The 21808-nt window shown below is 72.5% G+C and carries 15 protein-coding genes and 1 riboswitch; of the genes, 6 read left to right on the top strand and 9 right to left on the bottom strand.

Annotated features, from left to right (window positions below; genetic code table 11):
- Positions 1–41: 41 nt before the first annotated feature.
- Entirely contained in the window at positions 42–2912 is a 2871-nt protein-coding gene (locus ACFYZL_RS18885) for a GNAT family N-acetyltransferase (protein WP_388680130.1), read from the bottom strand.
- Positions 2913–3108: 196 nt separating this feature from the next.
- Here ACFYZL_RS18885 and ACFYZL_RS18880 point away from each other — a divergent pair, with 196 nt between their 5' ends.
- On the top strand, positions 3109–3390 hold the full coding sequence (locus ACFYZL_RS18880) for an HPr family phosphocarrier protein (RefSeq protein WP_384579769.1): 282 nt from the start codon (positions 3109–3111) through the stop codon (positions 3388–3390).
- Positions 3391–3727: 337 nt separating this feature from the next.
- Here ACFYZL_RS18880 and ACFYZL_RS18875 read toward each other — a convergent pair whose 3' ends face one another.
- The 4 genes from ACFYZL_RS18875 to ACFYZL_RS18860 all read right to left on the bottom strand — a co-directional run bounded on the left by ACFYZL_RS18875 (position 3728) and on the right by ACFYZL_RS18860 (position 8519).
- A complete protein-coding gene (locus tag ACFYZL_RS18875; RefSeq protein WP_384746216.1) occupies positions 3728–4405 on the bottom strand; it encodes a GntR family transcriptional regulator in 678 nt (225 codons plus the stop codon).
- A 176-nt stretch (positions 4406–4581) separates the two neighbouring features.
- Positions 4582–5385 carry a M23 family metallopeptidase gene (locus ACFYZL_RS18870; protein ID WP_384746215.1) on the bottom strand — a complete coding sequence of 268 codons (804 nt, stop codon included), beginning with the start codon at positions 5383–5385 and terminating at the stop codon, positions 4582–4584.
- A 13-nt stretch (positions 5386–5398) separates the two neighbouring features.
- Positions 5399–5555: riboswitch (cyclic di-AMP (ydaO/yuaA leader) on the bottom strand.
- A 220-nt stretch (positions 5556–5775) separates the two neighbouring features.
- Positions 5776–7143 carry a M16 family metallopeptidase gene (locus tag ACFYZL_RS18865; protein WP_384746227.1) on the bottom strand — a complete coding sequence of 456 codons (1368 nt, stop codon included), beginning with the start codon at positions 7141–7143 and terminating at the stop codon, positions 5776–5778.
- Between the two features lie 20 nt (positions 7144–7163).
- The gene (locus tag ACFYZL_RS18860) at positions 7164–8519 is read right to left on the bottom strand and encodes a M16 family metallopeptidase (protein ID WP_384746214.1); all 1356 of its coding nucleotides are present in this window, start codon (positions 8517–8519) and stop codon (positions 7164–7166) included.
- A gap of 359 nt (positions 8520–8878) precedes the next feature.
- Here ACFYZL_RS18860 and ACFYZL_RS18855 point away from each other — a divergent pair, with 359 nt between their 5' ends.
- A complete protein-coding gene (locus ACFYZL_RS18855) occupies positions 8879–11335 on the top strand; it encodes a DNA topoisomerase (ATP-hydrolyzing) subunit A (protein WP_388680125.1) in 2457 nt (818 codons plus the stop codon).
- Positions 11336–11428: 93 nt separating this feature from the next.
- A complete protein-coding gene (locus ACFYZL_RS18850; protein WP_388680122.1) occupies positions 11429–13483 on the top strand; it encodes a restriction endonuclease in 2055 nt (684 codons plus the stop codon).
- Here ACFYZL_RS18850 and ACFYZL_RS18845 read toward each other — a convergent pair.
- Positions 13429–14592, bottom strand: a complete 1164-nt coding sequence (locus tag ACFYZL_RS18845; protein ID WP_384746211.1) for a CobW family GTP-binding protein — start codon at positions 14590–14592, stop codon at positions 13429–13431. The genes ACFYZL_RS18850 and ACFYZL_RS18845 overlap by 55 nt on opposite strands.
- Before the next feature lie 35 nt (positions 14593–14627).
- Positions 14628–15794 (bottom strand): citrate synthase/methylcitrate synthase, encoded by a 1167-nt coding sequence (locus tag ACFYZL_RS18840; RefSeq protein ID WP_388680119.1) that lies wholly within the window; start codon positions 15792–15794, stop codon positions 14628–14630.
- Positions 15795–15859: 65 nt separating this feature from the next.
- Between ACFYZL_RS18840 and ACFYZL_RS18835 the strand changes: the two genes are divergently transcribed.
- The 3 genes from ACFYZL_RS18835 to ACFYZL_RS18825 are packed head-to-tail and all read left to right on the top strand — an operon-like array spanning position 15860 to position 19586.
- Positions 15860–17134, top strand: coding sequence for a citrate synthase (locus tag ACFYZL_RS18835; RefSeq protein WP_388680117.1), 1275 nt, complete (start codon positions 15860–15862; stop codon positions 17132–17134).
- Between the two features lie 59 nt (positions 17135–17193).
- Positions 17194–18885, top strand: coding sequence for an ATP-binding protein (locus ACFYZL_RS18830; RefSeq protein WP_388680115.1), 1692 nt, complete (start codon positions 17194–17196; stop codon positions 18883–18885).
- Positions 18882–19586 (top strand): response regulator, encoded by a 705-nt coding sequence (locus ACFYZL_RS18825; RefSeq protein ID WP_384746207.1) that lies wholly within the window; start codon positions 18882–18884, stop codon positions 19584–19586. The genes ACFYZL_RS18830 and ACFYZL_RS18825 overlap by 4 nt, the downstream gene beginning before the upstream one ends.
- A gap of 27 nt (positions 19587–19613) precedes the next feature.
- Here the strand turns inward: ACFYZL_RS18825 and ACFYZL_RS18820 are convergent, their stop codons facing one another.
- Positions 19614–21206: a cation acetate symporter gene (locus ACFYZL_RS18820; protein ID WP_384746206.1), complete on the bottom strand. Its 1593-nt coding sequence runs from the start codon at positions 21204–21206 to the stop codon at positions 19614–19616.
- Positions 21203–21682: a DUF485 domain-containing protein gene (locus tag ACFYZL_RS18815; RefSeq protein ID WP_388680111.1), complete on the bottom strand. Its 480-nt coding sequence runs from the start codon at positions 21680–21682 to the stop codon at positions 21203–21205. Before ACFYZL_RS18815 ends, ACFYZL_RS18820 begins: the two co-directional genes overlap by 4 nt.
- Positions 21683–21808: the final 126 nt, after the last annotated feature.

Here is a 21808-nt window from a genome sequence, read left to right as displayed (position 1 = left end):
AAGGCCCGTTCGGGGCGCCCCGGCCTTTCCCCGCACCCCGCTCAGTAGCTGGGAAGCGTCCGTGGGCCGAGGTCGCCGCGGACCGGCGGGTGGGCGATCCGCACGGTGGCGCTGAGCACGGAGAACCCCTCGGTCGCGACCACCACGGGCTCCAGGGAGACCCCGACCACCTCGGGGTGGTCGTCCACCATGCGGGACACGCGCAGGAGCAGCTCCTCCAGCGCGGGGGTGTCGACGGGGTCGCTGCCGCGCCAGCCGAAGAGGAGGGGAGCGGTCCGGATCGACCGGATCAATTCCGCGGCGTCCCGGTCGGTGGCCGGGACGAGTCTGTGGGCGGTGTCACCGAGCAGCTCCGAGGCGACGCCCGCCAGCCCGAAGGACAGGACCGCGCCGACGGCCGGGTCCACGACGGACCGGACGACGGTGTCGACCCCGCGCGGCACCATGGCCTGCACCACGGGCAGGAGCTCCGCGGGCTTGCCGAGCCCTTCGGTGAGCTCCTCGTACGAGCGTCGCAGCTCGGTCTCGTTGGCGAGGTCGAGCCGTACGCCGCCCAGGTCCGCGCGGTGGCGCAGGTGCGGGGCGGTGGTCTTGAGCGCCACGGGGTAGCCGAGGACCCCGGCGGCGCGGACAGCGGCGTCGGGGCTGGGCGCGGGCAGGGCCGGCAGCACGCGGATCCCGTAGCGGGCGAGCAGCTCGCGGCCGTCCCAGTCGGGCAGGGTCAGCACGCCCCCGCTGTCGGGGTCGAGGTCGACCAGCAGGGCGGCCAGCTGCGCGGCGGCCCCGGGCTCGTCGATGTCCTCGTACTCGGGGACCTGACCGACCGTGTCCGCGGCGGCCCGCCGCCACTGGCCGTAGCGGACGGCCTCGGCGAGGGCCCGTACGGCCCGCTCGGCCGCGGGGTAGCTGGGGATCCGGTCCGGGTACCCGGCCGCCGGCGTGGCGGGGGCGGTCGCGAAGGGCGGGAGCGCGGCGGGGGCGGGCGTCTCGGCCGGCGGTGCGGGCTTCGGCTCGGTCGGGGGCGCGGCGGGGGTCCGTACCTCGGGGACCGCCCCGGGAGGGAGGGGCTCTTCGGGATCGGAGGCCCTGGCCGCGGAGAGGGCGGCCACCAGTTCGCCGAGTTCCACGTGCACGACGGCGACCGGCTTGCCCGGTACCTCGGTCACGGCGTCCCGCAGGGCGTCGGCGAGGTCGTCGGCGAGCGCGTGCTCGCTCAGCCAGGGGATGGCCGTGACGACGACGGCGTCGTTGTCGGGGGAGGCCAGCGCGGCGGCCAGCGCGTCGCGGAAATCGGCCGGGGAGGCGGCGGTCGTCAGGTCGAGCGGCGGCAGCGGGCTCAGGCCCTGGGTCAGGCAGGCGTCGTAGGTGAGCACGCCGAGGGACTCGGAGTTGCCGAGGATCGCGATCCGGGGCCCGGCGGGCAGCGGCTGCGCGGCGAGCAGCAGACCGACGTCCACCAGCTCGGTGACGGTGTCGACCCGGATGACGCCGGCCTGCCGCAGCAGGGCGGAGACGGTGGCGTCGGGCAGCCGGGTGCCGGGGACGAGGTGGCCGGCCGGGGTGTGACGGCCGCCCTTGGCGACGACCACCGGCTTGGCGGCGGCCGTGCGGCGGGCGAGGCGGGTGAACTTGCGCGGGTTGCCGAGGGTTTCCAGGTACATGAGGGCGACGTCGGTCGTCTCGTCGTCGTACCAGTACTGGAGGATGTCGTTGCCGGAGACGTCGGCCCGGTTCCCCGCCGAGACGAAGGAGGACAGCCCCTCCCCGCGTCGGAGCAGGGCCGAGAGCAGGGCGATGCCGATCGCCCCGGACTGCGTGAACAGGCCGATCCGGCCGCGCATGGGCATCGGGGCGGGGGTGAGGGAGGCGTTGAGCTCCACCTCCGGGGCGGTGTTGATCACCCCGTAGGCGTTCGGGCCGATCAGCCTCATCCCGTACGAGCGGACCTGGCGCACCAGTTCGCGCTGGCGCTCCAGCCCCTCGGGGCCGCTCTCCCCGTATCCGGCGGACAGGACGACGAGGCCCTGCACCCCGTGCTCGCCGCAGGCGGCCACGGCTTCCGGGACCCGGTCGGCGGGGACGGCGATCACGGCGAGGTCGACGGGCGCGCCGATGGCCTCGACGGTGCGGTAGGCGCGGACCCCGTCGAGCAGGTCGCGGGTGACGGCCTCGTTGACGGCGTACAGGTGGCCGTGGAAGCCGCTGTCGCGCAGGTTGCGCAGGGCGGCCGCGCCGACGCCGGCTCCGGAGCGGCTGACGCCGACGACCGCCACCGAGCCGGGGGCGAGCAGGCGCTGCACCGAGCGCGCCTCGGCTCGCTGTTCGCGGGCGCGCTGCACGGCGAGGGAATGGGCGGTGGGTTCGAGGTCGAGGGTGAGGTGGACGGAGCCGTCCTCGAAGCTGCGCTTCTGCTCGTAGCCCACGTCCGTGAACACCTTGATCATTTTGGTGTTGGCGGGCAGCACCTCGGCGGCGAACCGGCGGATGCCGCGCTCCCGGGCCACCGCTCCGATGTGTTCGAGGAGGGCGGAGGCGACCCCGCGGCCCTGGTGGGCGTCCTGGACGAGGAAGGCGACCTCGGCTTCGTCGGCGGGAGCGGAGGCGGGGCGTCCGTCGGGGCCGATGCGGTCGTAGCGGACGGTGCCGATGAACTCCCCGCCGATGGTCGCTGCGAGGCCGACGCGGTCCACGTAGTCGTGGTGCGTGAAGCGGTGCACGTCGCGGTCGGAGAGGCGGGGATAGGGCGCGAAGAACCGGTAGTACTTCGACTCGTCGGAGACCTGCTCGTAGAAGCTGACCAGGCGACCCGCGTCCGCGGTGGTGATCGGCCTGATGCGGGCGGTACCGCCGTCGCGCAGGACGACGTCCGCTTCCCAGTGGGCCGGGTACGAGGGGTCCGACTCGTTGGTCATGCCCATACCTTACGGGCCGGACGCACGCTTGGACGGGGCGGGTCGCGCTCGCGCGGCGCTATAGGCAATCCGGGATGAAACGGTGCAAGCTGGGGAGGGCCGACCGGCGGGAGATTCGGGACGAAGGTCGGTTCGAGCATTCCGGGCTTCGTGAGAGACTGGTCTAGACAACCGTAAGAACCTGAAGGGCATCACCATGGCAGAGCGCCGCGTCAACGTCGGTTGGGCCGAGGGCCTGCACGCTCGTCCCGCCTCGATCTTCGTCCGTGCGACGACCGCTTCCGGCGTCCCGGTGACCATCGCGAAGGCCGGCGGCGACCCCGTCAACGCCGGTTCCATGCTCGCGGTTCTGGGCCTGGGCGCCCAGGGCGGCGAGGAGATCGTCCTCGCCTCCGAGGCCGATGGCGCGGAGGTCGCGCTGGACCGCCTCGCGAAGCTGGTCGCCGAGGGCCTCGAGGAGCTCCCCGAGACCGTCTGACCCTTCGGGTTCGCCACACCCCACCCACCGAAGCCGCGGCCCCTCCCGGGCGCCGCGGCTTCGGCGCGTCCCGTGGACGGTTCAGCCCCTCCGGCGTTTGAGGAGCGGGGTCCGGGGCGGAGCCCCGGCGGCGGAGCCGCACCCGACCCGACGGCCCGGCCGCTCCCCCGTAAAGGCCCGGCGCAGCCGAATGTCACACCCCGGAATTCCGCACGCCGAAATTCACCGGCCCCGCGCAGCGAATCCCGCCGCACCGCACCCAACGCACGGCATGCAGCGAATCAACAAATGCGGGAATTCCACCGCACCGGCACGCGTCCTTTGTATACGGCCGCTGTTAATGCCGACCGCTCGACATGTTTACGGCAGGTTGCGAAGTGCTCACCGCCACCCCGATCCGCAGCCGGTGCGCCCCCGTCGCCCGCTCCGCGTGGGCCGCCGCCAGCACCCGCGCCCGTTCCGCGTCACCCCGGGCCACGGCGTCCACCACCGCGCCGTGCTCCGCCCAGGACTCCACCGGCCGGGCGGGCGCCTCCACCACGTACATCCACGCGACCTTGTGCCGCATCTGCGTGAGCAGCGCGATCAGCCCCGGGCTGCCCGAGGCCTGTGCGAGCGTCTCGTGGAACCAGCCGCCCAGGGACCTCAGGTCCTCCCCCTGGCCCCGCCTGGCCCGCTCCTGGCCCAGCCTGACCAGCCCCCGCAGCACCTTGAGGTGCGCCTCGGTCCGCCGCCGGGCGGCACGGGCGGCGGCGAGCGGCTCCAGGAGCATCCGCAGCTCCAGCAGATCGGCCGCCTCCTGCTCGGTCGGCTCGGCCACGCAGGCCCCCGCGTGCCGCCGCGTGGTCACGAACCCCTCGGACTCCAGGGTCCGCAGCGCCTCACGGACCGGGACGCGGGAGACGCCGTACCGGCGGGCCAGGACCTCCTCGGTCAGTCTGCTGCCCGGCCCGAAGGCCCCGGAGACGATGTCGTCGCGAATTGCCGTGCATACCGCGTGCGCAGGAATACGCAAGACCGGACCTCCGCTTTTTCCGACTCACACCCTCATTGGTGCCACCACTGCTGCGACTCTATTGCAACACACGGCAATTTCCGAGAGCGGCCGGAAATGGGGAACCCGTGGAAACACGAAGACCCCGGCTCGGGGAGCCGGGGTCTTCGGTGAAGCGGGTGGTGCGGCGGAGTCGATCAGAGGTCGACGCCGTGCGAGCGCAGGTAGGCGAGGGGGTTGATGTCCGAGCCGTACTTGGCGCCGGTGCGGGCCTCGAAGTGCAGGTGCGGGCCGCTGGAGTTGCCCGTGGAGCCCGACAGGCCGATCTGCTGGCCCGCGGTGACCTGCTGGCCGACGGAGACGTTCAGCCGCAGCATGTGGCCGTACTGCGTGTACGTACCGTCGTTGTGCTTGATGACGACGTTGTTGCCGTACGCGCCACCCCAGCCCGCCTCGACGACGACGCCCGCGCCCACCGCGTGGACCGAGGTGCCCTCGTCGGCGTGGAAGTCGATGCCCGTGTGGCTGCCGGAGGACCACATGCCGCCGCCCGCGTGGTACTGCGTGGAGACGTAGGAGCCGTCGACCGGGGCGACGAAGGTGTTGAGTCGCTTGCGCTCCTCCTCGCGGGCCGCGCGCTCGGCGGCGTCGCGCTCGGCCTTCGCCTTGGCCTCGGCGAGGCGCTTGGCCTCGGCGGCCTGCTGCTTGGCGTCGGCCTCGGCCTGCGCCTTGGCGGCGGCGTGCTCGGCGGCGCGCTGCTGGGAGTCGGCCTGCTCGGTGATGTCGCCCTGGAGTTCATCGGCGACGACGACGGCACCGAGCGCGTTGTCCTGGGAGTGGTTGTTGCCACTGTTGTCCGCGGCGAAGGCCGGGGCTGCGATGGTGGCGACGACGCCGGTGGTGGCGAGGGCGGCTATGCCGGCGTAACCGGCGGTCTTGCGGCTCAGACGGCTGGAACCGCGGTGCTTGCCGGACGCAGCGGGACGACTGCCAAACGCCATGGAGGGGCTGATCCTTTCCTTCCTTCTCGCCTACCGGGTTAGCTGACGGGTTCGGAGCAGGAAGGTCTCCTACGGGCCCCCTCTTGCGAGGCGGTCCGATTCACCCCAGGGACGTGTGGGTCCCCGGCTCCCCAGGCTCGCGCCTGACGGGGACTCGGCGATCGCTGACCGGTGCCGCGGATGCGGCGCGTACAACTGACGGACAGCACGGCCGACGCTAGGCGGATCATCAGCCAATCACCAAACAGACACGCCCTTTTGTTGCGTACGCCACACCGCAAACAAGCAACCTCACCACCAAACGGACAAAAGGGGCCCTGGCGGTCAAGCCGCCCGGGCCCCTTCAAGAAGCGCTGTTCAGGCGCCAGTTGAGGGCGCCAATGGGTCACTTCAGTTGGTGACGACGCTCACTTCACCGATACCGAGGGCGCGCACCGGCTCCTCGATCAGCGACGCGTCACCCACGAGCACCGTGACGAGCCGGTCCGCGGGGAAGGCGTTCACGACCGCCGAAGTGGCCTCCACGGTGCCGGTCTCGGCGAGCCGCGCGTACAACTGCGCCTGGAAGTCGTCCGGGAGTTCCTGCTCGACCTGGTCGGCGAGGGTGCCGGCGACGGAGGCCGCCGTCTCGAACTTCAGCGGGGCCACGCCCACCAGGTTCTGCACCGCCACGTCCCGTTCGGCGTCGGTCAGGCCGCCCTCCGCGAGGGTGCGGAGCACCTTCCAGAGGTCCTCCAGGGCCGGTCCGGTGTTCGGGGTGTCCACCGAGCCGCTGATGGCGAGCATCGAGGCGCCCTTGCCGTCCGCGGTGGAGCGCAGCACCTGGCCGAAGGCGCGCACCCCGTAGGTGTACCCCTTCTCCTCGCGCAGCACCTTGTCCAGGCGGGAGGTGAGGGTCCCGCCCAGGCAGTAGGTGCCGAGCACCTGGGGCGCCCAGACCCGGTCGTGGCGGTCCGGCCCGATGCGGCCGATCAGCAGCTGCGTCTGGACCGCGCCGGGCCGGTCCACGATGACCACGCGGCCCGTGTCGTCGGCGGTGATCGGCGGCACCGGGCGCGGCTCGGCGGTGTCACCGGTCCACGCGCCCAGGGTGTCGGCCAGGACGGCGTCCAGGTCGATGCCGGTGAGGTCGCCGACGACCACCGCGGTGGCGGTGGCGGGGCGTACGTGGGCCTCGTAGAAGGCGCGTACGGCGGTCGCGTCGATGCGGGCGACCGTCTCCTCGGTGCCCTGCCGCGGGCGGGACATCCGCAGGGCGGCCGGGAAGAGCTCCTTGGAGAGCTGCTTGGCGGCCCGGCGCTGCGGGTTGGCCTGCTCGTGCGGGATCTCGTCGAGCCGGTTGCGCACCAGCCGGTCGACCTCGCTGTCGGCGAAGGCGGGGGCGCGCAGCGCCTCGGCGAGCAGGCCCAGGGCCTTGTGCAGGCGGGAGGCCGGGACCTCCAGGGAGACCCGCAGGCCCGGGTGGTCGGCGTGCGCGTCGAGGGTGGCGCCGCAGCGCTCCAGCTCGGCGGCGAACTCCTCGGCGGAGTGCTTGTCGGTGCCCTCGGAGAGCGCGCGGGCCATGATGGTGGCCACGCCGTCCAGACCCTCGGGCTCCGCGTCCAGCGGGGCGGCGAGGTTGATCTCGACGGCGACGACCTGCTGGCCCGGCCGGTGGCAGCGCAGCAGGGTCAGGCCGTTGGCCAGCACGCCCCGCTCGGGAGCGGGGAAGGCCCACGGCCTGGCCTCGCCGGCCTGCGGCCGCGGGTGGAAGGTCATCGTGACGGCTGCGGTGTCGCTCACTGCTCCGCCCCCTCGTTCTCGTCGCTCTCGTCGGACTCGGCGGACTCCTCGGAGCCCGGCAGCGGCTCGTAGACCAGCACCGCGCGGTTGTCGGGGCGCAGTCGGGCCGCGGCCACGGCCTGCACCTCCTCCGCGGTGACGGCGAGGACCCGCTGGACGGCGGTCAGCGCCAGCTGCGGGTCGCCGAACAGCACCGCGAAACGGCACAGTTCGTCCGCGCGGCCGGCCACCGTGCTCAGCCGGTCCAGCCACTCCCGCTCCAGCTGCGCCTGCGCGCGCTCCATCTCCTCGGCGGTCGGGCCCTCGGCGGCGAACCGCGCGAGCTCCTCGTCCACGGCCGCCTCGATGACGGGAACCTCGACCCCGCTGGAGGTCTTGACGTCCAGCCAGCCCAGGGAGGGCGCGCCCGCCAGCCGCAGCATGCCGAACCCGGCCGCGACGGCCGTCTGGTCGCGGCGGACCAGACGGTTGTGCAGCAGGGAGGACTCCCCACCGCCCAGGATCGTCAGCGCCACGTCCGCCGCGTCGCACTCGCGCGTGCCGTCGTGCGGGAGCCGGTAGGCGGCCATGAGCGCACGCGCCGGGACCTCCTCCACGATCTCCTCACGCAGCTGCCCGCCCATGATCTCGGGCAGCGAGCCGTCGCGGGGCGGCTGCTTGCCGTCGTGCGCGGGGATGGAGCCGAAGTACTTCTCGACCCAGGCCAGGGTCTGCTCGGGGTCGATGTCCCCGACGACCGACAGCACCGCGTTGTTGGGCGCGTAGTACGTACGGAAGAAGTTGCGCGCGTCCTCCAGGGACGCGGCGTCCAGGTCGGCCATGGAGCCGATCGGGGTGTGGTGGTACGGGTGGCCCTCCGGGTAGGCGAGGGCGGTCAGCTTCTCGAACGCCGTGCCGTAGGGGACGTTGTCGTACCGCTGGCGGCGCTCGTTCTTGACGACGTCGCGCTGGTTCTCCATGGACTCGTCGTCCAGGGCGGCCAGCAGCGAGCCCATCCGGTCCGCCTCCAGCCACAGCGCGAGCTCCAGCTGGTGGGCCGGCATCGTCTCGAAGTAGTTGGTGCGCTCGAAGCTGGTGGTGCCGTTGAGGGAACCGCCGGCGCCTTGGACGAGCTCGAAGTGACCGTTGCCCGATACCTGCTTCGATCCCTGGAACATCAGGTGCTCGAAGAGGTGAGCAAGGCCGGTACGCCCCTTGACTTCGTGGCGCGAGCCGACGTCGTACCACAGGCAGACCGCGGCGACCGGGGTCAGGTGGTCCTCGGAGAGCACCACGCGCAGGCCGTTGGCCAGCCGGTGCTCGGTCGCTGTCAGGCCGCCGGAGCCGGCCTGAGCTGTGGCCGTGTGACCCATGGGCATGTGGTCCCTTCGATCGCGATGCAGAGATTTCTTCTCGACCTGCCACTGTATGCAAGCGCGTCGCCCACCGGATAAGTTCCCGGGTCACTCCCCCGCACTCCGTATGGGGGGACCCCCGGGGTCGGAGTCGGCGTTGTCGGTGCCTCGGGCCACAATGGTCCGCGTCGTACCCGCATGACACCCGGTCCCATCCCGGTCCCGTCCCGGTTCCACCGCGGTCCGGCTGCAGCCCCACCAGGTCCCACCGCAGTCCGACAGCCCCGAATCGGCCAGACGACGCCACACCCGTCACACTCAGCAAGACCCAGCCAGACCCCAGCACACTTCATTCTTGGTTAAGGAGCCGCGCAGCGATGGCCCGCCGCAGCACGAAGACCCCGCCGCCGGAGGATTTCGAGGAGAAGATCCTCGACATCGACGTCGTCGACGAAATGCAGGGCTCCTTCCTCGAGTACGCGTACTCGGTGATCTACTCCCGTGCCCTGCCCGACGCCCGGGACGGCATGAAGCCGGTCCACCGGCGCATCGTCTACCAGATGAACGAGATGGGGCTGCGCCCCGACCGCGGCTACGTGAAGTGCGCGCGCGTCGTCGGCGAGGTGATGGGCAAGCTCCACCCGCACGGCGACCAGTCGATCTACGACGCCCTCGTGCGCATGGCCCAGCCCTTCTCCATGCGGCTCCCGCTGGTCGACGGGCACGGCAACTTCGGTTCGCTCGGCAACGACGACCCGCCGGCCGCCATGCGTTACACCGAGTGCAAGATGGCCGACGCCACGTCGCTGATGACGGAGTCGATCGACGAGGACACCGTCGACTTCACCGCCAACTACGACGGCCAGGAGCGCGAGCCGGTCACCCTGCCCGCCGCCTACCCGAACCTGCTGGTCAACGGCACGTCCGGGATCGCGGTCGGCATGGCCACCAACATGCCCCCGCACAACCTCGGCGAGGTCATCGCGGCGGCGCGCCACCTGATCCGCTACCCGCAGGCGGACCTGGAGGCGCTGATGCGCTTCGTACCGGGTCCCGACCTGCCCACGGGCGGCCGGATCGTCGGGCTCTCGGGCATCAAGGACGCCTACGAGAACGGCCGCGGCACCTTCAAGATCCGCGCGACGGTGACCGTGGAGAACGTGACGGCGCGCCGCAAGGGCCTGGTCGTCACCGAACTTCCCTTCACGGTCGGCCCCGAGAAGGTCATCGCGAAGATCAAGGACCTGGTCGGCTCGAAGAAGCTCCAGGGCATCGCCGACGTCAAGGACCTCACCGACCGCGCGCACGGTCTGCGCCTGGTCATCGAGATCAAGAACGGCTTCCACCCCGAGGCCGTGCTGGAGCAGCTCTACAAGCTGACGCCGATGGAGGAGTCCTTCGGCATCAACAACGTGGCCCTCGTGGACGGGCAGCCGCTGACGCTGGGCCTCAAGGAGCTGCTGGAGGTCTACCTCGACCACCGCTTCGAGGTCGTCCGGCGCCGCAGCGAGTTCCGTCGCGGCAAGCGCCGCGACCGGCTGCACCTGGTCGAGGGCCTCCTGGTGGCCCTGCTCGACATCGACGAGGTCATCCGGCTCATCCGGGACAGCGACAACTCCGCGCAGGCGAAGGAACGCCTGATGGAGCGTTTCTCCCTGAGCGAGGTCCAGACCCAGTACATCCTGGACACGCCGCTGCGCCGGCTCACCCGCTTCGACCGGATCGAGCTGGAGTCCGAGCGCGACCGGCTGAACGGCGAGATCGACGAGCTCACCGGGATCCTGGAGTCCGACACCGAGCTGCGCAAGCTGGTCTCCACGGAGCTGGCGGCGGTCGCGAAGAAGTTCGGCACCGAGCGCCGTACGGTCCTGCTGGAGTCGGCGGGCACCGCGGTGGCGGCGGTTCCGCTGGAGGTCGCGGACGACCCGTGCCGGGTGCTGCTGTCCTCGACGGGCCTGCTGGCGCGCACGGCGACCGGCGACGCGCTGCCCGAGGACGAGGGCGGCGCCCGCGCGAAGCACGACCTGATCGTGTCGCAGGTCGCGGCGACCGCGCGGGCCGACGTCGGCGTGGTCACCTCGTACGGGCGGCTGCTGCGGCTGTCGGTGATCGACCTGCCGCAGCTGCCGGACACGCACGCCGCGCCGAACCTGGCGGGCGGCGCCCCGGTCTCGGAGTTCCTCTCCGGGCTGGAGGCGGACGAGAAGGTGGTCTGCCTGACCTCGCTGGACGAGTCCTCGCAGGGCCTGGCGCTGGGCACCGAGCAGGGTGTGGTCAAGCGGGTCGTGCCGGACTACCCGGCCAACAAGGACGAGCTGGAGGTCATCACCCTCAAGGAGGGCGACCGGATCGTGGGCGCGGTCGAGCTGCGCACGGGCGAGGAGGACCTGGTCTTCATCACCGACGACGCCCAGCTGCTGCGCTACCCGGCGGGCCAGGTGCGCCCGCAGGGCCGCCCGGCGGGCGGTATGGCGGGCATCAAGCTAGCCGACAACGCCAAGGTGATCCACTTCTCGGCCGTGGACCCGGCCCGGGACGCGGTGGTGTTCACGGTGGCGGGCTCGCAGGGGACGCTGGACGACTCGGTGCTGTCCGGCAAGCTGACCCCCTTCGACCAGTACCCGCGCAAGGGCCGGGCCACCGGCGGTGTCCGCTGCCAGCGGTTCCTGAAGGGCGAGGACATGCTGGTACTGGCCTGGGCGGGCGGCTCCCCGGCCCGCGCGGCCTCGGCGACCGGCGCTCCGGCCGAACTCCCGGCCCCGGACCCGCGCCGTGACGGCTCGGGCGCCGCACTGCCGGCGGTGGTCGCGACGCTGGCGGGACCGGCGCTGTAACAGGCGTACGGGGTGTCCGGTCCGGGACCGGACACCCCATTTGCCGACTAGTGTTTTCCCTCAGGCACTGGTGGGGTGGGGAGAACAGAGCTGATGAGTCGTCGCTCGGGCGGAGTGATCGGGGACTGGGCGGAGGCCCAGCGCCGGATGCAGCAGACGCAGGTGATCCAGCAGCGGGAGGCCGAGCGCCGGCAGCGGGCCTACGAACGGGACGCGAACCGGAGCCATCGCCAGTACCGCGAAGCCGAGGCCCTGCGGCGCACGGCGCAGATCGACGCCGAGGTCGAGGCCCTCAAGGGCCTGTTGGTCGCGGGCTGCCGGGCGCCGGCGTTCCGCATCTCGACCCTGACCCGGACCGGCCGGCTGGAGCCCTTCAACCCCGGCGCTCTGGCGCAGCCGGTGCCTATGCCCCGCATCGAGGACTTCCAACAGCAGAGCAGCGGCTGGACCCTCGGCTCGAACCACAGGGCTCAGGCCGAGCGCGAGGCCCACGCCCGGTACACCCGGGCGTGGCAGGCCGCGAACGCCGCGGAGGCGCAGCGGCAGCAGCAACTGGCCGCATACCAAAGGCAGTACGAGCGGTGGGCGGCGGAGCAGCTCGCGGAGATACAGGCGCACAACAGCGGACTCACCGAACTGGCCGACTCCCTGCGCGCGGGCGACGCGGAGGCGGTGGTGGAGTACTTCTCCGCCGCCCTGTACGCCTCGACCGCCTGGCCCGAGGCCTTGCCGAGGCAGGTGGCGGCTGCGTACGACCGCGCCGCGCGCCAGCTCGTACTGGACTGGGAACTGCCCGGGTACGCGGTGGTACCGGAGGCCAGGGCGGTGCAGTACCTCCCGAGCACGGACCAGGACAAGCTCAAGCCCCGTCCGGTCACCGAGCGCCGGGCGCTCTACCGGGACCTGTTGGCGCAATGCGTGCTGCTGGTGGTGCGCGAGCTGTACGCGGCGGACGAGTTCGGCGTGCTGGACTCGGTCGTGGTCAACGGCTTCGTGGACGCCCACGATCCGGCGACGGGTCAGGAGGCGCGGTTCGTGCTCTCCACCGTGCCGGCGGCGCGCAGCGCTTTCGCAGGGCTTCGACTGGAGCAGGTCAGCGCGGTGGACTGCCTGGTCTCCGGGTTGGGCGGGCAGCTGTCGACGCGCCCCGACCAGCTGACGCCGGTGCGCCCCGGGCGCCGGCCCGACGAGGTCGGCTCCGTGGTGAGCCACGGCGGTCACGCGGGCGACGAGGACGAACCCGACCTGTTCGCGATGGACCCGATCGCCTTCGAGAACCTGGTGGCGGAGCTCTTCCGTGCGATGGGCATGGAGGCGGTGACCACGCAGCGGTCGGGCGACGGCGGCGTGGACATCGAGGCGCTGGACCCGTCCCCGATCCGGGGCGGGCGGATCGTGGTGCAGGTCAAGCGCTACCGGAACACCGTGTCACCCACGGCGGTCCGGGACCTGTACGGCACGGTCCAGGACAAGGGGGCGAACAAGGGGGTGCTGGTCACCACCGCGTCCTTCGGTCCGGGCTCGTACACCTTTGCCAACGGCAAGCCGCTGGAGTTGGTTCCCGGCGAGCAGCTCGTCGAACTGCTGCACCAGTACGGGCTGCGCGGCCGCCTCGGCGGCGGTCCGGAGCGACCGGCGCCCGAACCCCCGTCGGCCCCCTCGTCGGCGCACAACGTGCTCGGCATGTCCTGGGCCGGCTCGGTCGCCCTCGACGTGTGCGCTCTCGTCTGCACGGGCAACCGGGTGTTGAGCGAGGAGCACTTCGTGTTCTTCAACAACCCGCGGACACCTGACGGTTCGGTTCGGGCCCGTGCGCACGCGGCGCCCGACAAGGCCGCGGTGGAGGTCGCCTTCGACGACCTGCCGCGCGAGGCGGACCGGCTGGTCCTGGTCGCCGCGGTCGACCCGGAGGTCGACCCGCACGCCGACCTGGCGGGCTTCACGGACGCCCGGATCCGGCTCCTCGACGCGGCCGGTGCGGAGCTCGGGCAGTTGGAGGTCTCCGACGGACGGGCCGGTGAGACCGCGCTGGTCCTGGGCTCGTTCCGGCGCCGGGCGAACGGCGACTGGGACTTCGTGATCGGCGGCAAGGGCTACCGGGGCGGGCTGGAGGACCTGCTGCGGGAGTTCGGCGTCGAGGTGGAGTAGGTCGAGGCGGAGTTCTCGGTCCGGTCCTCGGAGTCCGGGGCCGCCGGTTCGGGCTCCGCGGGCCGCGCCACGTACCTCAGCACTCCCCACATGCTCTCGGGGCCGAGCAGTCGCGGGGACTCCTCGCGGCAGGCCTCCAGTTCGCCGAGCAGGCCCGGTCCGTCCGTGCCGGAGCCGATCAGGACGAGCTGGGTCAGCCGCTCCTCGCCCCGCCCCCAGGGCCCGGGCGTGAAGCGGAGGAAGCGGCCGACCGCGTGGACCTCGTACTTCTCCTCGTGCCCGGGGACGCCGAAGTGGACGAAGCCCTTGATCCGGTAGAGCCCGGCCGGGCGGCGGTCGAGGAAGTCGATGAACCGGCGCGGTGAAAGGGCCTGTTCGGAGACGAACTCGACGGTCTCGTAGGCGGCGTGCACGTGCGTGTCGTGGTCGTGGCCGTGGTCCTCGGCCTCCGCGAGGAGGTCCTCGAAGGAGAGCTGACCGCGCGTCTCGGTCCAGGGGCGGCGGTCGAAGAGGAGCTCGGGGTCGATCCGGCCGTGGTCGGCCCCGACGACCGGCGTGCCCGGGGCGCACAGGGTGGCCAGCAGTCCCTCGATCCGGGCCCGCTCGGCCGCATCCACCCGGTCGGTCTTGTTGAGCACCACGAGGTCGGCCACGGCGAGGTGGCGGTCGGTCTCCGGGTGCGCGGTCCGGGTCGCGTCGAACTCGGCCGCGTCCACGACCTGCACCAGGCCGCCGTAGCGCACGGCCGGGTTCTCGTTGGCGACGAGCATCCGGACCATCTCCTGGGGCTCGGCCAGCCCGCTCGCCTCGATGACGATCACGTCGATGCGGTGGACGGGTGCGGCGAGCTTGTCCAGGTAGGCGTCGAGCTCGCTGCCGTCGACGGCGCAGCACAGGCAGCCGCCGCCGAGGGAGACCATCGAGTCGCCGAGCTGCCCGGCCACCGACATGGCGTCGATCTCGATCGATCCGAAGTCGTTGACGACGACTCCGATCCGGGTGCCTCCGCGGTTGGCGAGGAGGTGGTTCAGCACGGTGGTCTTGCCGGATCCGAGGAATCCGGAGAGGACGACGACGGGGATGGGCGGGGTGGTCTGCCTGCTGCTCACCCGGTCGATCGTAGCCAGGCGGGCCACCGGCGCGGTCAGCCGAGGGCGGGAACCGGCTGTGGCGGGGTGGGGCCGGTGTAGCGTGCCGCAGGGCGGATGATCTTCGAGTCGGCGGCCTGTTCGAGGACGTTCGCGCTCCAGCCGACCACTCGGGCCGCGCAGAAGGTCGGGGTGAACATCTCCCGGGGCAGTCCGCACAGCTCCATGACCACGCCCGCGTAGAACTCCACGTTGGTGTGCAGTTCGCGGCCGGGCTTGAGCTCGGCGAGGATCTCCTCCACCTGGCGCTCGACCTCGACGGCGAAGTCCACGAGGGGGCCGCCGAACCGGCGCGCGATGTCGCGCAGCATGCGGGAGCGGGGGTCCTCGGTGCGGTACACGGGGTGGCCGAAGCCCATGATCCGGTCCCCCGCAAGGACCCGTTCGCGGATCCACGGTCCGATCCGGTCGGTGGTGCCGATGGCGTCGAGGGTGTCGAGGGCCCGACTGGGCGCGCCGCCGTGCAGCGGGCCGGAGAGCGCGCCGATCGCGCCGGTCAGACAGGCGGCGACGTCGGCGCCGGTGGAGGCGATGACGCGGGCGGTGAAGGTCGAGGCGTTGAAGCCGTGGTCGATGGTGGAGATGAGGTAGCGCTCGACCGCGCGCGCCTTGGCCGGGTCGGGTTCCTGCCCGGTGAGCATGTACAGGTAGTTCTCGGCGTACGGGAGGTCGTCGCGCGGCTCGACCGGCTCCAGGCCCTGCCCCAGCCGGTGCAGGGCGGTGAGCAGGGTCGGTACGGCGGCGCAGGCGGCGAGCGCGTCGGCGGCCCGGCGGGCCGGGTCGATGTCGTAGACCGGGCGGAAGCCGGCGGAGGCGCCGAGCAGCGAGAGGCCGGTGCGCAGCCCGGCGAGGGGGCCGGAGAGCGCGGTGGCCCGCGCGAGGGCGGGGAGGGCGACCTGCACCTCTTCGGGGAGCCGGCGCAGCGGGGCGATCTCGGCCGCGAAGGCGGCGCGTTCGGCGGCGTCCGCGGGGAGTGCGCCGCGGAACATCAGGTGCCACACGTCCTCGAAGGTGCGGCCGGCCGCGAGCTCGACGGCCGAGTACTGGCGGTAGTGGTAGAAGCCCTCACGGCCTCGGACGTCACCGAGCTCGGTTTCGGTGACCACGACTCCCGCGAGACCGCGGGGTACTTCGACGGTGGTGTTCATGGACCGACCATCCATGATGGATTGAATCGTTGTCAATATTGATTGAATCAATATGAAGCCGACTCTGTAAGGTATGCGCCATGAGCGACGAGAGGGACGCCGGATCGCAGCACGGGCGCAGGATCGGCACACAGGAAGCGGCCCGGCTGCTCGGGGTGAAGCCCGCGACGGTGTACGCGTACGTCAGCCGCGGCCAGCTCACCAGCCGCCGTGACCCCGCGGGCCGGGGCAGCACCTTCGACGCGGCCGAGGTGGAGGAGTTGGCCCGGCGCAGCCGCCGGGAGGCCGCGGCGCCCGCGGGCGGGGAGCTGTCCGTACGCACCTCGCTCACGCTCATCGAATCCGACCGGTACTACTTCCGGGGCGTGGACGCCGTGGCCCTGGCCTCCCGGTACCGCTACGAGGAGGTGGCCGAGTGGCTCTGGACGGGAGCGATCGGGCACGGTGCGCGGTTCACCGCTCCCCCGGAGCTCCTGGCGGCGGCCCGACGCGCGGTGGCGGCCCTCCCCGAGCACAGCGGGCCGGTCGACCGGCTCCGGGTGGCGGTCGCCGCCGCGGCCGTGGCCGATCCGCTGCGCTTCGACCTCTCGGAGGCGGCCGTACTGGGCTGCGCCCGCTCCCTGATCCCCACGCTGGTCGGAGCCCTGCCGGTGGTGGGCACGGCGCAGTGGGCCGGGGACGGCCGCACTACCCGGCAGTTGTGGTCGCGCCTGACCCCGCGGGAGCCGGACCCGGACGCGCTGGCCGCCCTGGACCTGGCGCTCGGACTGCTCGTGGACCACGACCTGGCCGCCTCGACGCTGGCCGTACGGGTCGCCGCATCGGCCCGGGCCCACCCGTACGCGGCGGTGTCCGCGGGACTCGGCGCGCTGGAGGGTCCGCTGCACGGCGCGGCCGGACGTCTCGCGCACCGGATGCTGGTGGAGGTCCTGGAGCGGGGCGGCGCCGCGCCCGTGGTGGCCGAATACCTGCGGGCCGGCCGCCGGGTGCCGGGCCTGGGCCACCGGCTGTACCGGGGCGAGGACCCGCGGGCACTTGCCCTGTTCGAGCGGCTGGAGGGCCTGGCGCAGGCCGCTCCGGCGTTGGCCGCGGCCCGTGAGGTGGCCGCGGTGATGGCCCGGCAGGGCGGGCTGCACCCCAACGTGGACCTGGCGCTCGCGGTGCTGACGGTGTCCTGCGGGATGGAGGCGGAGGCCGGGGAGACGGTCTTCGCGGTGTCCCGGACGGCGGGCTGGATCGCGCACGCGCTGGAGGAGTACCAGGAACGCCCGCTGCGCATGCGGCCCAGCGGCCAGTACCAGGGCCCCCGCCCGCCACAGCCGATGCCGACGGCGGCCGACCCCACCGGGATGTGACAAGGGCGGCGCACCGGGGACATTCCGCTCGTGCCGGAGCCGACCTACCGTGGGTATCCATGCGGTTCCCCCTCACGAGCGCTCGGCGCCTCGGGCTGCCCAGACGGGCCGTCTCACAGATCCTGCTGACCCAGCTGGCCATCGCCGCCGGGGTCGTCGTGCTGGCCACCGGACTGTTCCTGGCACCGCTCGGCGCACAGCTCGACGACCAGGCCATGCGGCGCGCCCTGGCCATCGCGCAGAGCGCGGCGGCGGACCCGTCCCTGGCCTCCGACCTCCTGGTCTCGGGGGCGACGGCGGACAGCCCCGTGCAGGCCACCGCCGAACGGCTGCGCAGGGCCACCGGAGCCGAGTACGTGGTCGTCCTCGACCTGAACGGGATCCGCCACTCGCACCCCAGCCCCGAGCGCATCGGGCTGCCCGTCTCGACCGACCCGAGCGAAGCGCTGGCCGGCCGCGAGGTCATGGAGATCGACGAAGGCACCCTGGGCCGCTCCGCCCGCGGCAAGGTACCCCTGATCGCCGCCGACGGAGAGATCGTCGGCGCCGTCTCGGTCGGCATCTCCTACGATGGCGTCCGCGACCGGCTGCTCGGCGCCATCCCCGGCCTGCTCGCCTACGCCGGAGGCGCCCTCGCGGCCGGCGCCCTCGTCGCCTACCTGCTGTCCCGAAGGATCCAGCGGCAGACCCGGGACCTGGCCTTCTCCGACATCGCCGGACTGCTCGCGGAGCGCGAGGCGATGCTGCACTCCATCCGCGAAGGCGTGATCGCCCTCGACCGGCACGGCCGGGTCCGCCTGGTCAACGACGAGGCCGCCCGTCTGCTCGGTCTTCCCCCTCAGCACTTCCCGGCGTCGCCCGGCACGGCGGACCTCACCGCCGGCGCGGGCACCGCGGACCCGGCGGACCCGGCGGACCCGGCGGACAGTCTCACCGGACGCCTCCTGGACGAGGTGCTCGGCGCCGGCCGCACCGCCGACGTGCTGTCCGGTCGGGTCACCGGCCGGGATCTGCTGACCGTCCAGGGTCCCCGGGTCCTGGTGGCCAACCGCATGCCCACCGAGGACGGCGGCGCCGTCGCCACCCTGCGCGACCGCACCGAACTGGAGCACCTGAGCCGCGAGCTCGACTCCACCCGGGGCCTGATCGACGCCCTGCGCGCCCAGGACCACGAGCACGCCAACCGCCTCCACACCCTCCTCGGCCTGCTGGAACTGGGCCTGCACGAAGAGGCGGTGGAGTTCGTGACGGAGGTCGTGGGCGTGCACCGCACCACCGCCGAACAGGTCACCGAGAAGATCCACGACCCCCTGCTGGCCGCCCTCCTGGTGGGCAAGGCGACCGTGGCGGCGGAGCGCGGCGTCCCGCTGCGCCTGGCCGCGGCCAGCCTCCTCCCCGACCGCCTGGTGGACCCGGGCGGTCTCGTCACGATCGTCGGGAACCTGGTGGACAACGCCCTGGACGCCGCCATCGGCTCGGCGTCGCCCGCTGTGGAGGTGGAACTCCGCGCCGAAGGCCGGGCGGCGGTCCTTCGGGTGCGCGACAGCGGCCCGGGCGTACCGGCCGCGCACCGCGAGGAGGTGTTCACCGAGGGCTGGTCCACCAAGCAGCCCGCAGCCCACCGCGAGCGCGGGCTGGGCCTGGCCCTCGTGCGCCGCCTCGCGGAGCGGCAGGGAGGCACGGCCCGGGCCGGCGGGACAGAGGACGGAGGGGCGGAATTCTCCGTCGTGCTCCCGGAGGCCCTGCGATGAACGAGACCCCGATCCACGTATTGGTCGTCGACGACGACGTGCGTGTTGCCCTGATCAACGCGGCGTACGTGGAGATGGTTCCCGGCTTCCGGGTGGTCGCCAAGGTCCATTCCGCCACCGAGGCCCTGGAGTTCCTCGGCACCCGTCCGGTGGACCTGGTCCTGCTGGACCACTACCTGCCCGACGAGAACGGCCTGGACCTGGTCCGTCGTATGCGCCAGCTCGGACACGGCACCGACGTGATCATGGTCACGGCCGCCCGGGACCTCGCCACCGTCCAGGCCGCCATGCGCCTCGGGGCGCTCCAGTACCTCGTCAAGCCGTTCGCGTTCGCCGGTCTCCAGACGCGTCTGGAGGCCTACCGCGCCCTGCGCCGCACGCTGGACACCGGCGGAGAGGCCGAACAGGCGGTGGTGGACCGGCTCTTCGCGACACTGGCCACCGCCGCATCCCGCAACGAACTCCCCAAGGGCCATTCCCACGCCACCTCGGAACTGGTCCGCCAGGTCCTGCGCTCGGCCGGAGGCCCCCTGTCCACCCAGCAGATCGCCGACCGCGCCGGCATCAGCCGCCAGACCGCCCAGCGCTACCTCAAGCTCCTCGAACGCACCGGGCGCGTGACCCTGGCCCTGCGCTACGGCGAGACCGGCCGCCCCGAGCACCGGTACACGTGGCTCCCGGGCCGGTCCGAGGGGGCGTGACGGCTCACACGGCCCTGCTCCGGTCGCTCACACGGCACCTGCTCCGGTCAGGGAACGGACCTCGGTCTCGGCGTGCTTGGCCTCGTCCGGCTCCTCCACCGAGGTGACCGTGCCCAGCCAGCCCGCCAGGAAGCCCAACGGGATCGAGACGATCCCCGGGTTCTGGAGCGGGAAGTACTGGAAGTCCGCCCCCGGGAACAGCGACTCGGGGCTGCCCGACACAACCGGCGAGACCAGGACCAGCAGCACCGCGGGGATCAGGCCGCCGTAGACCGACCAGACGGCTCCGCGCGTGGTGAAGCCGCGCCAGAACAGCGAGTACAGCAGCACCGGCAGGTTCGCCGAGGCCGCCACCGCGAAGGCCAGCCCCACCAGGAAGGCCACGTTGAGGTTCTGGGCGAGCAGCCCGAGCGCGATCGCCACCGCCCCGATGCCCACGGCGGCGACCCTGGCCACCGCCACCTCGCTGCGCTGCCTGGCGTGCCGCCGCTTGAGGGAGGCGTACAGGTCGTGGGCGACGGAGGCCGAGGAGGCCAGCGTGATCCCCGCGACCACGGCGAGGATGGTGGCGAAGGCGATGGCCGCCACGAAGGCGAACAGCACCGTGCCCCCGGTGGAACCGGCTCCGCCGCCGAGGAAGGCCGCCAGCAGCGGGACCGCCGTGTTCCCCGAGGCGTTGGAGGCCCGTACCCGGTCCGGCCCGAGCAGCGCGGCCGCCCCGAAGCCGAGCACGATGGTCATCAGGTAGAAGCCGCCGATCAGGCCGATCGCCCACACCACCGAGCGGCGGGCCGCCCGCGCGGTGGGCACGGTGTAGAAGCGCGACAGGATGTGCGGCAGACCGGCGGTCCCGAGGACCAGGGCGAGGCCGAGGCTCATGAAGTCGATGCGAGAGGTCCAGTCGCCGCCGTACTTGAGCCCGGGACCGAGGAAACGGGCCCCGTGCCCGCTGCGTTCGGCTGCGCTGGCGAGCAGCTGGCCGAAGTTCCCGTGGAAGCGCAGCAGCACGAGACCGGTCAGGGCGAGCGCCCCGCCCATCAGCAGGACGGCCTTGACGATCTGGATCCAGGTCGTGGCCCTCATCCCGCCGAAGGACACGTACACGACCATCAGCGCGCCGACCCCGACCACGGCCATCGTGCGGGCCACGGTGCTCGAACTCCCCAGCAGCAGACCGACGAGACTGCCCGCGCCGACCATCTGCGCGACGAGGTAGAGCACGGAGACGACGACCGAGGAGGTGCCGGCCGCGATCCGCACCGGCCGCTCGCTCATGCGCGCGGCGATCACGTCCGCCAGGGTGAAGCGCCCGCAGTTGCGGACGAGTTCGGCGACGAGGAAGAGCACGAGGAGCCAGGCGACGAGGAAGCCGACCGAGTAGAGCATGCCGTCGTAGCCGAAGAGGGCGATCAGCCCGGAGATGCCGAGGAAGGAGGCGGCGGACATGTAGTCGCCGGCGATGGCGAAACCGTTCTCCATCGGCGAGAACAGCCTGCCGCCCGCGTAGAACTCCTCCGCCGACCCGTGCCGGTTGCGGCTGACCCAGGTGGTGATGCCGAGGGTGACCGCGATGAAGACGCTGAACAGGATCAGCGCGAGGCTCTGGTGCTCGGTGGTCACCGGCCGGTCCCCCTCGCGCGGGTCCGCTCCTGGCCGCGCTCCTGCTCGAAGACGGTCCAGCGCAGGTCGAGCGCCGCCCGGTCCCGGCGCAGCCGCGCGTGCCGGGCGTAGGCCCAGGTCAGGACGAAGGTGCTGAGGAACTGCCCGAGGCCCGCGACCATGGCGACGTTGATCGCGCCGGACACCGGCCGGGCCATCACACCGGGCGCGACGGTCGCGGCGACCACGTAGGTCACGTACCAGAGCAGGAATCCCGCGGTCGCGGGGACGACGAACCCCCGGTAGCGGCTGCGCACTTCCTGGAAGGCCGCGCTGCGCTGCACTTCGAGGTAGATGTCGGACGCGCCGGGGGCGGGGTGGGCGGGCGCCGCTGCGGGCGGCTCGCCCTCGCTCTCTCCCCACCCGACGGCCGGCGCGTCGTACCAGGGGTCGTCGAGCCGGATCGTTCCGGCATCGGGACCGTCGTGCTTGTCCACCGAACTCTCCTTGTCCGCTGCCGCACTGGCCGCGTGCTCACAAGGATGTGCGGAAGGGACGTTTCGAGACTGGTGTCCGGGTGCTCTTCACTCCTTCAGGTGATGGGGCGAAGAGCACCCCGTCGG

This window comes from Streptomyces sp. NPDC001717 (assembly GCF_042892775.1).
Taxonomy (GTDB): domain Bacteria; phylum Actinomycetota; class Actinomycetes; order Streptomycetales; family Streptomycetaceae; genus Streptomyces.
This window is presented reverse-complemented; position numbering and strand designations above follow the sequence as displayed.

Excerpts from the sequence above, each read along its gene's own strand:
- ACFYZL_RS18885 (WP_388680130.1), bottom strand. The coding sequence starts at position 2,912 with ATGACCAACGAGTCGGACCCCTCGTACCCGGCCCACTGGGAAGCGGAC.
- ACFYZL_RS18880 (WP_384579769.1), top strand. The coding sequence starts at position 3,109 with ATGGCAGAGCGCCGCGTCAACGTCGGTTGGGCCGAGGGCCTGCACGCT.
- ACFYZL_RS18870 (WP_384746215.1), bottom strand. The coding sequence starts at position 5,385 with ATGGCGTTTGGCAGTCGTCCCGCTGCGTCCGGCAAGCACCGCGGTTCC.
- ACFYZL_RS18865 (WP_384746227.1), bottom strand. The coding sequence starts at position 7,143 with ATGACCTTCCACCCGCGGCCGCAGGCCGGCGAGGCCAGGCCGTGGGCC.
- ACFYZL_RS18860 (WP_384746214.1), bottom strand. The coding sequence starts at position 8,519 with ATGGGTCACACGGCCACAGCTCAGGCCGGCTCCGGCGGCCTGACAGCG.
- ACFYZL_RS18855 (WP_388680125.1), top strand. The coding sequence starts at position 8,879 with ATGGCCCGCCGCAGCACGAAGACCCCGCCGCCGGAGGATTTCGAGGAG.
- ACFYZL_RS18850 (WP_388680122.1), top strand. The coding sequence starts at position 11,429 with ATGAGTCGTCGCTCGGGCGGAGTGATCGGGGACTGGGCGGAGGCCCAG.
- ACFYZL_RS18840 (WP_388680119.1), bottom strand. The coding sequence starts at position 15,794 with ATGGATGGTCGGTCCATGAACACCACCGTCGAAGTACCCCGCGGTCTC.
- ACFYZL_RS18835 (WP_388680117.1), top strand. The coding sequence starts at position 15,860 with ATGAGCGACGAGAGGGACGCCGGATCGCAGCACGGGCGCAGGATCGGC.
- ACFYZL_RS18830 (WP_388680115.1), top strand. The coding sequence starts at position 17,194 with ATGCGGTTCCCCCTCACGAGCGCTCGGCGCCTCGGGCTGCCCAGACGG.
- ACFYZL_RS18825 (WP_384746207.1), top strand. The coding sequence starts at position 18,882 with ATGAACGAGACCCCGATCCACGTATTGGTCGTCGACGACGACGTGCGT.